The sequence below is a fragment of the Sphingomonas yabuuchiae genome (assembly GCF_001477495.1).
Taxonomy (GTDB): domain Bacteria; phylum Pseudomonadota; class Alphaproteobacteria; order Sphingomonadales; family Sphingomonadaceae; genus Sphingomonas; species Sphingomonas yabuuchiae_A.
This window is the reverse complement of the sequence record NZ_LDTF01000089.1, coordinates 1-11724: the sequence shown is the minus strand read 5'-3', so window position 1 is coordinate 11724 and position 11724 is coordinate 1. Positions and strand designations below refer to the sequence as shown.

The following is an 11724-nucleotide window of genomic DNA, read 5'->3' as shown; positions in this document are numbered from 1 at the left end:
CCCCCGCCCCGAACGTCGCGCCGGTCCTGACCTCCCCCGATGCGCGTGACGTGCACAGCTATGCGCAGCCGCTGGAGGCGCGGGTCACCCATGTCTCGCTGAACCTCTATGCCGATTTCGACACCCATGTGATGCGCGGCATCGCGACCCTGTCGGTCGATGCCAAACCGGATGCCAGGCAGTTGGTCGTCGACGACAACGGTCTGCGCATCGTCACCGTCACCGACGCGCAGAACCGCCCCCTTCCCTATACGGTCGGTGCTGTCGACAAGGTGCATGGCGCGCCGCTGACCATCACGCTGAACGGCAATCGCACGGTCAAGATCGCCTATGCTTCCGTACCCGGCGCCAAGGCGCTGCAATGGCTGTCGCCCGAACAGACGGCGGGCAAGAAGCAGCCCTATCTGTTCAGCCAGGGCGAGGCGATCCTCAACCGCAGCTGGATTCCGACCCAGGATTCGCCCGGCATCCGCCAGACCTGGGACGCCACGGTCAACGCCCCCTGCGCGCTGACCGTCGTGATGAGCGGTGAGCGGACCGGCGAGACGCCGTGCAATGACGGCCGCCACACCGCCAGCTACCGCATGGACAAGCCGGTCGCCCCCTATCTGATCGCGCTGGCCATCGGCGACCTGAAGTTCAAGCCACTCAGTGCCAACACCGGCATCTGGACCGAACCCGCGATGCTGGACAAATCGGCCTGGGAGTTTGCCGGGCTCGACACATTCGTGACCGCCGCCGAGGGGCTGTACGGCCCCTATCGCTGGGGTCGCTATGACGTGCTGGTCCTGCCGCCCAGCTTCCCCTTCGGCGGCATGGAAAACCCCATGCTGACCTTCGCGACGCCGACCGTGCTGGCGGGCGACCGGAGCCTGGTCAGCCTGATCGCGCATGAACTGGCGCATAGCTGGTCGGGCAATCTGGTGACCAATGCGACCTGGGACGATTTCTGGTTGAACGAAGGCTTCACCAGCTATTTCGAGAACCGGATCATGGAGTCGATGTACGGCAAGCGCCGCGCCGCCATGGAGGCTGACCTGGCCTGGACCGACATGCAGAATGCGGTGAAGGAAGCCGGGGGCCCGCAGTCGCCGGACACGAAGCTGCACCTCGACCTGGACGCCAAGCGCGATCCCGACGACGGCATGACCCAGATCGCCTATGACAAGGGTGCGACCTTCCTGCGCACCATCGAGTCGGTCGTCGGCCGCGCCCGCTGGGATGCCTATTTGCGCGGCTATTTCGACCGTCACGCCTTCCAGCCGCAGACCAGCGCGGGCTTCCTCGCCGATCTGCGCAAGAACCTGCTCAAGCCCGGCGAGGACGCGAAGATCGGCGTCGACCAATGGGTCTATCAGCCGGGCATTCCCGCCAATGCCGTCCATGTCCGTTCCGACGCCTTCCCCGCGATCGATGCCGCCGCCAAGGCGTTCGCCGCCGGTGGCCCCGTCTCGGCGGTGCCCGACAAGGTCACGACGCAGGAATATGTCCGATTCCTCGACCAACTGCCGCGCCAGCTGTCGGCCGAGCGGCTCGCCGCGCTCGACGGACGGTTCCACTGGAACGAGACGGGGAACAGCGAAATCCGCTTCGCTTGGCTCCGCCTCGCGCTCGCCAACCGCTATCCGCCCGCCCAGGCCTCGGCCGAGCAGTTCCTGACCTCGCAGGGCCGCCGCAAGTTCGTCGCGCCGCTGTTCCAGCAGCTTCAGGGACAGGGCGAATGGGGCCAGGCGCTGGCCAAGCGAATCTATGACAAGGCCCGTCCCGGCTATCACGCGGTGACGCAGGTCACGGTGGATCGCCTGCTCGGACGATAAGCCGAGCCGCATGAGCGGCGAAGCGAGGAACGAAAAACTCGTTTCGCCGCCGGTTTTTCGGGTCACCGCCGCCGAAACACCGTTCACCGGATATGGTTCCGGCGGCGCTTTCCAATCCATTTAGCCCCGGTTAATCGACACTCACACCGACATTCCGACCGGGGGGTCCAGTGAAGTTCAAGGCATTCGCAGTGCGATTCGCGCTGATGGCAACGTGCGGCCTGATGATGGCCACCCCCGCTGCCGCGCAGTTCTGGCAGTGCGCCCCCTATGCCCGCGAGATTTCGGGCATCGATCTTCACGGCAATGCCAACACCTGGTGGGGCCAGGCCGAAGGCCGCTACCAGCGCGGCCACACCCCGGAACAGGGCTCGGTCCTCGCTTTCGAATCGACCAGCCGGATGCGCGTCGGCCATGTCGCCATGGTCAGCAAGGTCGTCAGCGACCGCGAAGTCCTCCTGACCCATGCCAACTGGTCGCGTCGCGGCGGCATCGAGCGCGACGTCCGCGCCGTCGACGTCTCGCCGAACAATGACTGGTCGATGGTCAAGGTCTGGTACGGCCCCAATGGCGGCCTGGGCACCTCGGCCTATCCGACGAAGGGCTTCATCTATTCGGGTCACAAGAGCGGCGTCGCCGACCTGCCCGCCACCCAGATCGCCTCGCGCGACAGCGGCCGCGTCAACGGCATCCTGACCTTCGCGGCGCCGATCCAGTAATTTCCTGCCGGGTGTCGGGCAGGCCCGACGCGTAGCACGGAACGTACGCTTCGGCTTCGCTCAGCGTGAACGGGCGTTGGGGCCCGAAACAGTCACCCCGCCCGGAACGTCATCGCCACGCCGTTCATGCAATACCGCTTGCCCGTCGGCTTGGGTCCGTCGTCGAAGACATGCCCCAGATGCCCGCCGCAGCGGCTGCAATGCACCTCGACCCGCTCCATCATCAGCGACCGATCCGATTCCGTCGCCACGGCCCGCGGCAGGGGCGCCCAAAAACTGGGCCAGCCGGTGCCGCTCTCGAACTTGGTCTTCGATGAAAACAGCGGCTGCGCGCACCCCTTGCACGCGAAGACGCCGTTGCGATGCTCGGCATTGAGCGGACTGCTATAGGGCCGCTCGGTGCCTTCGCGGCGCAGGACATTATAGGCTGCGGGGCCGAGTTTCTGCTTCCACGCGGCATCGCTCATCGAAACCGGAAAGCGCTCCGCCGCATCAGCCGGACGCCCACAGGCGGACAGCCCCACGCCCAGGGCACCAAGCCCCACCAGCGACAGGAAATGGCGGCGATCGGAAAGAGATGCGGTCATCGACCCAAGATAGGAAGACCGTCCGCACCGAAAAAGGGCGTCCCTCCATCCTCCCCATCGATGACGGGGAGGATTGCAGGTCACGCCCCCTTGCGCCGCCAGAAAGGCCGCGTGCTGCCCGATTGCAGCACGCCGCGCCGGAACAGCCGCGCGCCCAGCGTCACGAACAGCGCCACCCACAAAGCCTGCCACGCCAGCGCCACCGCATGCGGCCACAGCGCATCGCTCGCCGCCGCCACGCCCGCCATCGCAAAGGGCGAGGAGAGCGGAAACACCTCGGCCACCAGCGCCAGCCAGCTGCCCGGCTGCGACAGGCCGCTCAGCGTCAGGGTGAACATGCCGACCTGGATGATGGTGATCGGCAGCGAGAGCATCTGGATCTCGCGCATGGTCGAGGCCTGCGCCCCGATCGTCAGAAACACCGACCCGAGCAGCAGATAGGCCATGGTGAAATAGGCGACGAACAGCATGACGAACATCGGCAGGCCGACCGCCGGGAACAATTCGCCGACCATCCCGGCAAAGGCGGGCGGCAACAGGCTCGCCACCTGGCCCAGCACCGTGCCCCAGAAGCCGATGAACAGCACCGCCACCCCGAACATGCCGAGCAGCTTGCCCAGGAACACCGCCTCCAGCGGCACGGCGGCGGCCAGCACCTCGATCACCTTGTTCGACCGCTCCTCGGCCATGGTGCCGACCACCTGTCCCGCCAGGAACAGGGTCAGGAAGAACACGCCGAAGACCGCGAGCGACGCCGTCTGGTTCTGTCCGCCCAGCGTCGCGCGCTGCCGCGAGAAGGCCAGCTTGCGCGGTGTGACCTTGGGCAGTTCCCCGCCCAGACGCTCGGCCGAGAGCGCGCCGGTCGCCAGCACCGCCAGATAATCCGCCGCACGCGTGCCGCGCGCGCCGTACAGGATCGTCGGCCGGTCGAGCGGTCCATAGAGCACGGCGGTCGCGTCATAATCGGGCGACTCGAACGCCGCGCGCGCCTGCGCGGCCGGATCGCGTGCGGGGGGCAGCGTCACCAGTTTCGGCGGCTCCTCGTCCCGGCGGAAGATCGCGCGCGACTGGCGGTCGGCGGCGGCAAAGGCGGCGGCCGTCGCATCGGGCACGATCGCGAGGATCCGCACCCGGTCGGCGCCATGGTCCGCCGCCTGCGCCGCGCCCAGGGCACCGATGGTGCTGAACGCCACCATGATCAGCGGCGCGAACAGGAAGAGCAGGAAGATGGGGGTGAAGACGGTGGCGATGAAATCGCGGCGGGCGATCGTCATCGTCTGGCGGATCAGGCGGCGGGTCTGGCTCATGCCGTCATCTCCTGCTCGCCGACGATGCGGACAAAGGCTTCGTGCAGGCTGGGGCGCTCGACCGACAGGTTCAGGATGCCTGCTCCCGCCGCCAGCAGGCGGCCCAATATCGGCTCTATTCCATCGTCGGGCATCGGGAAGCTCCAGTCCGCGCCCTCGCGCACCGCATCGGCGGGCAGCAGCTCCGGCAGCACCCGCTCCGGATCGCGCGGGCGATAGCGCACGCGGGCGGTCAGCATGCCGCGCGCATCGTCCACCGTCCCCTCGAACCGGCGGCGTCCCCCGGCGATGATCGCCAGCCGGTCGCACAGCCGCTCGGCATGGGCCATGACATGCGTCGAGAACAGGATCGTCGCCCCCCGGTCACGCTCGCCGAGGATCAGCGCCTCCAGCCGTTCCTGATTGACCGGATCGAGCCCCGAAAAGGGTTCGTCCAGCACCAGCAACTTCGGGCGATGGACGACCGAGCCGAGCAGCTGGACGAGCTGCGCCATGCCTTTGGACAATTTGCGGATCTTGCTGTCGGCGGCATGGCCGAGCCCGGCCTGTTCGAGCAGCTCGTCCGCCCGCACCCGCCCGGTCGCGCGGTCCAGCCCGCGCAGCGCGCCCATGAAGACGATCGCATCGCGCGCCTTCATCGCAGGGTACAGACCCCGCTCCTCGGGCAGATAGCCGACCAGATCGCTGGCATCGCGCGGATGGGCATGGCCGAGCAGGCTGCGCTGCCCCTCATCGGGCTCAATAATGCCCAGCAGCATGCGCAGCGTCGTCGTCTTGCCCGCACCATTGGGGCCGAGCACGCCGTACACTGCCCCCGTCGGCACGGCGATATCGACGCCATCGACGACCCGCCGGTCGCCGAACCGCTTGGCGAGGCCCGAGGCGGTGACCGCCCACTGATTATCCACGCTGATTGTCCCTCCCTGATCGCCTGTGGTAGCGGGCGTTCGTGGCGCAAGACAAGCTGGAAACCCGGATCAAGGCAAAGGCGGCCGAACTGGGCTTTGCCGCGATCGGCATCACCCATGCCGATGCCGCGCCGAAAACGGTCGAGCGACTGCACCAGTGGCTCGCCGAGGGACGCCACGGATCGATGATCTGGATGGCCGACCGCGCGCACCAGCGGCAAAGCCCGTCCAGCCTGTGGCCTGAGGTGAAGAGCATCATCTCGCTGGGCGTCAGCTATGCCCCCGCCGAGGACCCGATGCGGCTGGCCGATCAGGGGCGGATCGGGCGAATATCGGTCTATGCGCAGGGGGCGGACTATCACGATGTGGTGAAGCGCCAGTTGAAGGCGCTGGGCCGCTGGCTGGCGCAGGAGGCGAAATGCGACCTCAAGGTCTTTGTCGACACCGCGCCGGTGATGGAGAAACCACTGGCCGAGGCGGCCGGGCTGGGCTGGCAGGGCAAGCACACCAATCTGGTCAGCCGCGAGCATGGAAGCTGGCTGTTCCTGGGGGCGATCTACACGACGCTGGAACTGGAGCCCGATGCGGTGGCGCGGGATACGTGCGGGCGCTGCGACGCGTGCCAGCGGGCCTGCCCGACCGACGCTTTTCCGGCGCCGTATCAGCTCGATGCGCGGCGATGCATTTCCTATCTGACGATCGAACATGCCGGGCCGATCCCGGCGGAATTCCGGGTGGCGATGGGCAACCGCATCTATGGTTGCGACGACTGCCTGGCGGTGTGTCCGTGGAACAAGTTTGCGGCGGCAGCGCAGGCGAACATGGCGTTCCATCCCCGCGCCGAGCTGACCGCGCCGGAGCTGGGGGACTTGCTGTCGCTGGACGATGCCGGGTTCCGGCAGGTGTTTTCGGGGTCGCCGATCAAGCGGATCGGGCGCAACCGGATGGTGCGCAACGCGGCGATCGCGGCGGGGAATAGCGGGGCGGCGGAGCTGGTGCCGGTGTTGCGGGGGTTGTTGGGGGACCCCGATCCGGTGGTCGTCGAGGCGGTAGAGTGGGCTTTGGGGCGGCTTGGCGGGTCTGTCGCCTAGCCCCTGCCCTCCCCCATCCCAGTTTTAGGTAAACGATGCCCCGCATCGTTTAGGTCATGCCGGGGGCATGACCGACCTGAAACTCGCCTGCGGGAGGGGTGCGTTACCGGGCGAGCGTTGAGCATAAGCCACGAACTCAGCGCCGGTTGAAGCGCATGTCCTTATGGCTGGGCACGCCTCTCCCGCAAGCGGGAGGGGATGGGGGAGGGCAAAGGTGTCTCACCGAGCCCCAACCCCAAAAATCAATCCACCCAATCCAACCCGATGTCCTTATAAACCGAGCGATCCTCGTCCCAGCCCGGCTTGACCTTCACATGCAGGTACAAATGCACCTTCTGCCCCAAAAGCTCGGATAGCTGCGCGCGCGACCGTGCGCCGATCTCCTTGATCCGCACGCCGTTCTTGCCCAGCACGATCGCACGCTGGGTCGGGCGTTCGACCAGGATCTGCTGGTGGATCTCGACCGAACCGTCCTCACGCTCCTTATAGGCCTCGGTCTCGACGGCGCTGGCGTAAGGCAGTTCGGCGTGGAGCTGGAGATAGAGTTGCTCGCGCGTGACTTCGGCGGCCAGAGCGCGCTCGGTGGCATCGGACACCTGGTCCTCGGGATAGTGCCACGGCCCCTCGGGCATCAGCGAGGCCAGACGGGTCTTCAGCTGGGGCAGGCCGTCGCCCGTCTGGGCCGAGATGAACCAGGTCTCGTCGAACTTGACGACCTCATTCAGCTTTTCGGCATGGGTCAGCAGTCGCGCCTTGTCGGCGATGTCGACCTTGTTGAGGATCAGGTGCTTGGGCTCGGGCCGGTGGGCGATCGACTCGGCGATGGCGTGGATCTTGGGGCCGATCCCGCCCTTGCCGTCGACGACCAGCGCCAGGATGTCCGCACCCTCCGCGCCTTCCCAGGCGGCGGCGACCATGGCGCGGTCGAGGCGGCGCTTGGGCTCGAAGATACCGGGGGTGTCGACCAGCAGAATCTGGGCTTCCCCCTCGATCGCGACGCCAAGCAGCTTGGCGCGGGTCGTCTGCGCCTTGGGGCTGACGATCGCGACCTTCTGGCCGACCAGGGCATTGACGAGGGTGGATTTGCCGGCATTGGGCGCACCGACGACGGCCACGAGGCCGCAACGTTGTTCAGTCATGACCGCCAGCGGTACAGGTCCCGCCCCCTTCCCGCAACGGTCCGCCCACATGGACACAATGTAATGGTCGGATCACGGAACGGCCACGGCCCCGCACGCATTTTTCCGGCCACGATTTCGTGTGCAAGGAGAGACGTTATGAAGACCCTTCTCACCGCCCTGTCGGCTGCGGCGCTGTTGACCGTCGCCGGCCCCGCCTCGGCCAAGGGTTGCCTGAAGGGCGCGGCCGTGGGCGGCGTCGGCGGGCATTTCGTCGGCAAGGGCCATGCCGTGCTGGGGGCCGCCGCAGGCTGCGCCATCGGCCATCACCGCGCCAAGGTACAGGCCAAGAAGGAAGCGGCGGCCGCCAAGGGGCGCTAAGATCGGTTTCTGGGCGAAGTCGGGGCGTGGCCTTCGACTTCGCTCAGCCAGAACGGCTGTTGCAAATGACAGCCGAATCTCCAAAACTCCGTTCAGCCTGAGCGAAGTCGAAGGCCACGCCCTGACCTTTCGCTCAAGCCTTCAATTTCGCCAGCATCGCCTTCGCGGCTGCCGTCTCGGCTTCCTGCTTGTTGGCCCCGGTCGCCGTCACTTCCGCCGTGCGGCCGATCCGCACCGCCACCGTGAAGCGCGGCGCATGATGCGGACCCGAACGGTCCACCACCACATATTCCGGGGCCTTGCGATTGTGCGCGGCGGCCCATTCCTGAAGCGCGGACTTGGGATGCTGCGGGGCCTTGCCCTGCGAATGAACCCGGTCGCCCCAGGCCTTGCGGATAAAGGCGCGCGCCGCTTCCAGCCCGGCCTCGCGATACCAGGCACCGATCAGCGCTTCCATCACGTCGCCCAGCACATTGTCGCTGTCCGAGGCGCCGTCGTCCCGCGCCTGCTTGCCCAGCCGCAGATGCTCGCGCACGCCCAGGTCGCGCGCCACATCGGCACAGACCGCGCCCGTCACCAGCGAATTGAGACGGCGCGACAGCTGCCCCTCTGGCTCGGCGGGGAATTGCTCCCACAGCCATTCGGCCATGATCAGGCCCAGCACTCGATCGCCCAGAAACTCCAGCCGCTCGTAATTCTCGGCGGCCTGGCTGCCATGGGTCAGCGCGCGGTGGAAGGGAGTCGCATCGCTCGGCGCGCGACCCAGAATTCCCGCCAGCCAGTCATCGACGGCGCTCAAAACCCTTCTCCGATCCGGTTCCAGCGTGCGGCCGACACCCAGGTCCAGGGCTTGATCCACTCGGCCGAGCCGTCGGTCGAGAAGAAGGTCACGGCGGCGCGGCCCTCCAGCCGGTTCATCGGGATCATGCCCATGCCGCGCGGCGGTGCGAAGCGGCTGTCGGCAGAATCGTCACGATTGTCGCCCATCAGGAAGACATGGTCGGCGGGCACGGTATAGACGCCGGTATCGTCGGCCTCGGGGAAATTGCCCTGGTCGAGCACGTCATAGCTCTTGCCGTTCGGCAGCGTCTCACGGAACCGGGGATAGCGGCACACCGGCTGGCCCGCGACCGTGTCGAGGAACGGCCCGCACTTGTTCGCGTCGAAATTGGGGGTCAGCGGCAGGATGAAGTCGGCGATCCGCTGCTTCGGGATGGCACGGCCGTTCAGGATGACCTGACCATTCGTCACCTGGATCGTGTCGCCGGGCAGGCCGATCACCCGCTTGATGACGTCGTGATCGTCGGGCTCGGGCGAGCGGAACACCACCACATCGCCGCGCGCCGGATCGCGGCCCAGCACCCGGCCGGGCAGCAGCGGCAGGCCGAAGGGGAAGGACCAGCGCGAATAGCCGTAATTCCACTTGGTCACGAACAGATAGTCGCCGATCAGCAGGCGCGGCAGCATCGATTCCGACGGGATCACGAAGGACGTGACGATCAGGCTGCGCAGGATGAAGACGAACAGCGCCAGCTTCAGGAAGAAGCGCAGCGTGTCCTTCGCCTCCGACTTTTCCGGCGACGTTTCAGATGATTTTTGCGGGGTGTCGGCCATGGCGTCGGGTTCGCGCAAGCGGCCCCTGTCGTCAAGTGTCGCCAGCGGGCTGCCCGGTCTCTTTCACTTTGCCTGGTGCCGCTTTAGGGGAACCGCCCTCCCCTTCATCGGTACATCCCTTCACCCATGACCGATTTCATCCTCAACCTCATCGCCTGGGGCGGCTATTTCGGGATTTTCCTGCTGATGGCGCTGGAAAATATCGTGCCGCCAATCCCGTCCGAGGTCATTATGGGCCTGGGCGGCATGGCGGTCGCGCGCGGCGACATGGCGATGGTTCCGCTCATCCTGTGGGGTACGGCGGGCACGACGATCGGCAATTACGCCTGGTACGCGGTCGGCCGCTATATCGGCTATGAACGGTTCCGGCCCTTCGTCGACAAATATGGCCGCTGGCTGACGATGGAGTGGCGCGATGTCGAGCGGCTGCACCTGTTCTTCGTGCGGCATGGCGGATGGGTGGTGTTCGTGTTCCGCTTCATGCCCGCCTTCCGCACGATGATCTCGCTGCCCGCCGGGATCACGCGGATGCCGCTTGCGAAGTTCCTGATCTGGACCTTTGCGGGCAGCACCATCTGGAACGCCATCCTCGCCTATGCGGGCCTGTGGCTGGGTGCGAATTTCGAGGCGATCAACCGCTATGTCGGCCCCGCCGCCATCGCAATGACCGTGCTGATGGTCGGCGGCTATCTCTGGCGCGTCCTCACCTGGAAGCCACGCGGCGAGCGATAGGCAAGCCCGGCGTCTAGTTCGCGTCGCAAGCGCCGCTTTCGGCAGGCTGCGGTTTCATGAAGAGCCACGCCATCACAACTACGCTCGTCACCATGGCGGCCGTCCAGAGCCAGAATGGCAGGCCATCGGACAAGCGGAGCCGCACGAGCATGTAGATGGTCAGGATCGGAAAAGTGACCAGAAAGCCTCGCCACCGCGACATGGCCAGCCGGGTGCCACAGTCCGAGCAGGCAAAGGCCTTTCCGATGCCGAACTGGGTTCGCCGGAACGGCACACGGGTGTCGCAATGGGGGCATGTCGGACCCAATGCCATGAAGACGCTCCAAATCCCGCCGCTTTAGAGAGTATCAGGCCAAGCTGACCAATTCGTCAATCGTCATGCCCGCGGATGGGCAGTGCGGTAGATGTCGAGCAGATGCGCGGCATCGACCGCCGTATAGATTTGCGTCGAACTGAGACTGGCATGGCCGAGCAATTCCTGAAGCTGCCGCAAATCCGCACCGCGCCCCAGAAGATGCGTGGCGAAACTGTGGCGCAGCGCATGGGGTGTCGTCCGTACGCCCAGCCCCAGCCGCTCGCGCGCGCCCTGGACCGAACGGCGGATGATCGCGGGCGACAGCGGCCCGCCCCTGGCGCCCCGGAACAGCGGCTCGCCGGGAATCAAGGGATAGGGCGACTGGCGGGCATAATCCTCGATCGCGCTGCGCAATTCGGGGAGCAGCGGCACGATCCGGGTCTTGCCCCGCTTGCCCAGCACGCGGATCGTCTCGCCCAGGGGAAGGATATTGGCGGTCAGCGCCATCGCCTCGCCGATACGCAGCCCGGCCCCGTAGAGCAGCAGCAGGACCGCCCAGTCGCGGGCGGCGATCCATGGCTCGGCGGCGTTCTCGGCCATGTCTTCGCCCAGCGCCATGATGTCGGCCGGGGACTGGGGGCGTGGCAGACTCCGCTTCCGGCGGGGGCCTTTCAGCGGGGGGGGCTCGACGCCCGTCCAGTGGAGGAAGGTCCGTACCGCCGACAATTCCCGCGCGGTGGAGGCGGCGGTCAGTCCCTCCCCCCGGCGCGCGGCCAGAAAGGCGCGCAGGTCGGCCGCGCTCACGCGGGACAGCGCAGGCCCGTCGATCGCCTCGCCCCAATGGGACGACAGGAAACCGCAGAGCCGCTCCGCCGTGGCGACATAGGCGCGCACGGTATGGTCGGACCGGCGCAGGTCGACAGTCAGGTGGCGGTAATAGTCGGCGATCAGCGCGGTCATGGAGCGGGGTTTAGGGGAATATCCCATCGGATTGAACCGTCCCTCCGGCTCGTTTCCAAAGGCATTTTGCGTGGACCGGGGCGTGGCCTTCGACTTCGCTCGGGCTGAACGAAGGGTGGGGGCGAGCAGCCCCCGTTTAGAGGGGCAATCGCTCGCCTCTGCACACTCCCCTCTTGCAGGCGGGAGGGGATGGGG

13 protein-coding genes are annotated in these 11724 nt (G+C 66.8%); 5 read left to right on the top strand and 8 right to left on the bottom strand.

The window, feature by feature from the left end; all coding sequences use genetic code 11:
- Both NS355_RS14440 and NS355_RS14435 read left to right on the top strand, forming a co-directional pair.
- Positions 1-1817 (top strand): M1 family metallopeptidase (locus tag NS355_RS14440; RefSeq protein ID WP_058746344.1); only part of this gene is annotated, 1817 nt, incomplete at its 5' end.
- A 224-nt stretch (positions 1818-2041) separates the two neighbouring features.
- Complete coding sequence (locus tag NS355_RS14435) at positions 2042-2536, top strand: CHAP domain-containing protein (protein ID WP_244489696.1); 495 nt, start codon at positions 2042-2044, stop codon at positions 2534-2536.
- Between the two features lie 92 nt (positions 2537-2628).
- On the opposite strand, the gene msrB is transcribed toward NS355_RS14435, so the two are convergent.
- The 3 genes from msrB to NS355_RS14420 all read right to left on the bottom strand — a co-directional run bounded on the left by msrB (position 2629) and on the right by NS355_RS14420 (position 5338).
- Positions 2629-3123 (bottom strand): peptide-methionine (R)-S-oxide reductase MsrB, encoded by a 495-nt coding sequence (msrB, locus tag NS355_RS14430; protein ID WP_058746343.1) that lies wholly within the window; start codon positions 3121-3123, stop codon positions 2629-2631.
- Between the two features lie 80 nt (positions 3124-3203).
- Positions 3204-4430, bottom strand: a complete 1227-nt coding sequence (locus tag NS355_RS14425) for an ABC transporter permease (RefSeq protein ID WP_058746342.1) — start codon at positions 4428-4430, stop codon at positions 3204-3206.
- A complete protein-coding gene (locus NS355_RS14420) occupies positions 4427-5338 on the bottom strand; it encodes an ABC transporter ATP-binding protein (RefSeq protein WP_430727017.1) in 912 nt (303 codons plus the stop codon). Before NS355_RS14420 ends, NS355_RS14425 begins: the two co-directional genes overlap by 4 nt.
- A gap of 41 nt (positions 5339-5379) precedes the next feature.
- Between NS355_RS14420 and queG the strand changes: the two genes are divergently transcribed.
- Positions 5380-6429, top strand: a complete 1050-nt coding sequence (gene queG, locus NS355_RS14415; RefSeq protein WP_058746340.1) for a tRNA epoxyqueuosine(34) reductase QueG — start codon at positions 5380-5382, stop codon at positions 6427-6429.
- A 242-nt stretch (positions 6430-6671) separates the two neighbouring features.
- On the opposite strand, the gene era is transcribed toward queG, so the two are convergent.
- A complete protein-coding gene (gene era / locus NS355_RS14410) occupies positions 6672-7568 on the bottom strand; it encodes a GTPase Era (protein WP_056430718.1) in 897 nt (298 codons plus the stop codon).
- A gap of 138 nt (positions 7569-7706) precedes the next feature.
- Here era and NS355_RS14405 point away from each other — a divergent pair, with 138 nt between their 5' ends.
- Positions 7707-7928: a hypothetical protein gene (locus NS355_RS14405; protein ID WP_056430721.1), complete on the top strand. Its 222-nt coding sequence runs from the start codon at positions 7707-7709 to the stop codon at positions 7926-7928.
- 133 nt (positions 7929-8061) lie between these two features.
- Here the strand turns inward: NS355_RS14405 and rnc are convergent, their stop codons facing one another.
- Positions 8062-8727, bottom strand: a complete 666-nt coding sequence (rnc, locus tag NS355_RS14400; RefSeq protein ID WP_056430724.1) for a ribonuclease III — start codon at positions 8725-8727, stop codon at positions 8062-8064.
- The gene (gene lepB, locus NS355_RS14395; protein ID WP_058746339.1) at positions 8724-9542 is read right to left on the bottom strand and encodes a signal peptidase I; all 819 of its coding nucleotides are present in this window, start codon (positions 9540-9542) and stop codon (positions 8724-8726) included. The genes rnc and lepB overlap by 4 nt, the downstream gene beginning before the upstream one ends.
- Before the next feature lie 126 nt (positions 9543-9668).
- Here lepB and NS355_RS14390 point away from each other — a divergent pair, with 126 nt between their 5' ends.
- On the top strand, positions 9669-10274 hold the full coding sequence (locus NS355_RS14390) for a DedA family protein (RefSeq protein ID WP_058746338.1): 606 nt from the start codon (positions 9669-9671) through the stop codon (positions 10272-10274).
- Between the two features lie 13 nt (positions 10275-10287).
- On the opposite strand, the gene NS355_RS14385 is transcribed toward NS355_RS14390, so the two are convergent.
- Together NS355_RS14385 and NS355_RS14380 are read right to left on the bottom strand one after the other, a co-directional pair.
- The gene (locus NS355_RS14385; protein ID WP_153008235.1) at positions 10288-10587 is read right to left on the bottom strand and encodes a hypothetical protein; all 300 of its coding nucleotides are present in this window, start codon (positions 10585-10587) and stop codon (positions 10288-10290) included.
- 63 nt (positions 10588-10650) lie between these two features.
- A complete protein-coding gene (locus NS355_RS14380) occupies positions 10651-11529 on the bottom strand; it encodes a tyrosine recombinase XerC (RefSeq protein WP_058746336.1) in 879 nt (292 codons plus the stop codon).
- Between the last annotated feature and the right edge of the window lie 195 nt (positions 11530-11724).

What these genes read in the sequence shown, in the direction of transcription:
- NS355_RS14435 (WP_244489696.1), top strand. Translation starts at nt 2,042, where the DNA reads ATGATGGCCACCCCCGCTGCCGCGCAGTTCTGGCAGTGCGCCCCCTAT.
- msrB (WP_058746343.1), bottom strand. Translation starts at nt 3,123, where the DNA reads ATGACCGCATCTCTTTCCGATCGCCGCCATTTCCTGTCGCTGGTGGGG.
- NS355_RS14425 (WP_058746342.1), bottom strand. Translation starts at nt 4,430, where the DNA reads ATGAGCCAGACCCGCCGCCTGATCCGCCAGACGATGACGATCGCCCGC.
- era (WP_056430718.1), bottom strand. Translation starts at nt 7,568, where the DNA reads ATGACTGAACAACGTTGCGGCCTCGTGGCCGTCGTCGGTGCGCCCAAT.
- NS355_RS14405 (WP_056430721.1), top strand. Translation starts at nt 7,707, where the DNA reads ATGAAGACCCTTCTCACCGCCCTGTCGGCTGCGGCGCTGTTGACCGTC.
- lepB (WP_058746339.1), bottom strand. Translation starts at nt 9,542, where the DNA reads ATGGCCGACACCCCGCAAAAATCATCTGAAACGTCGCCGGAAAAGTCG.
- NS355_RS14390 (WP_058746338.1), top strand. Translation starts at nt 9,669, where the DNA reads ATGACCGATTTCATCCTCAACCTCATCGCCTGGGGCGGCTATTTCGGG.
- NS355_RS14385 (WP_153008235.1), bottom strand. Translation starts at nt 10,587, where the DNA reads ATGGCATTGGGTCCGACATGCCCCCATTGCGACACCCGTGTGCCGTTC.
- NS355_RS14380 (WP_058746336.1), bottom strand. Translation starts at nt 11,529, where the DNA reads ATGACCGCGCTGATCGCCGACTATTACCGCCACCTGACTGTCGACCTG.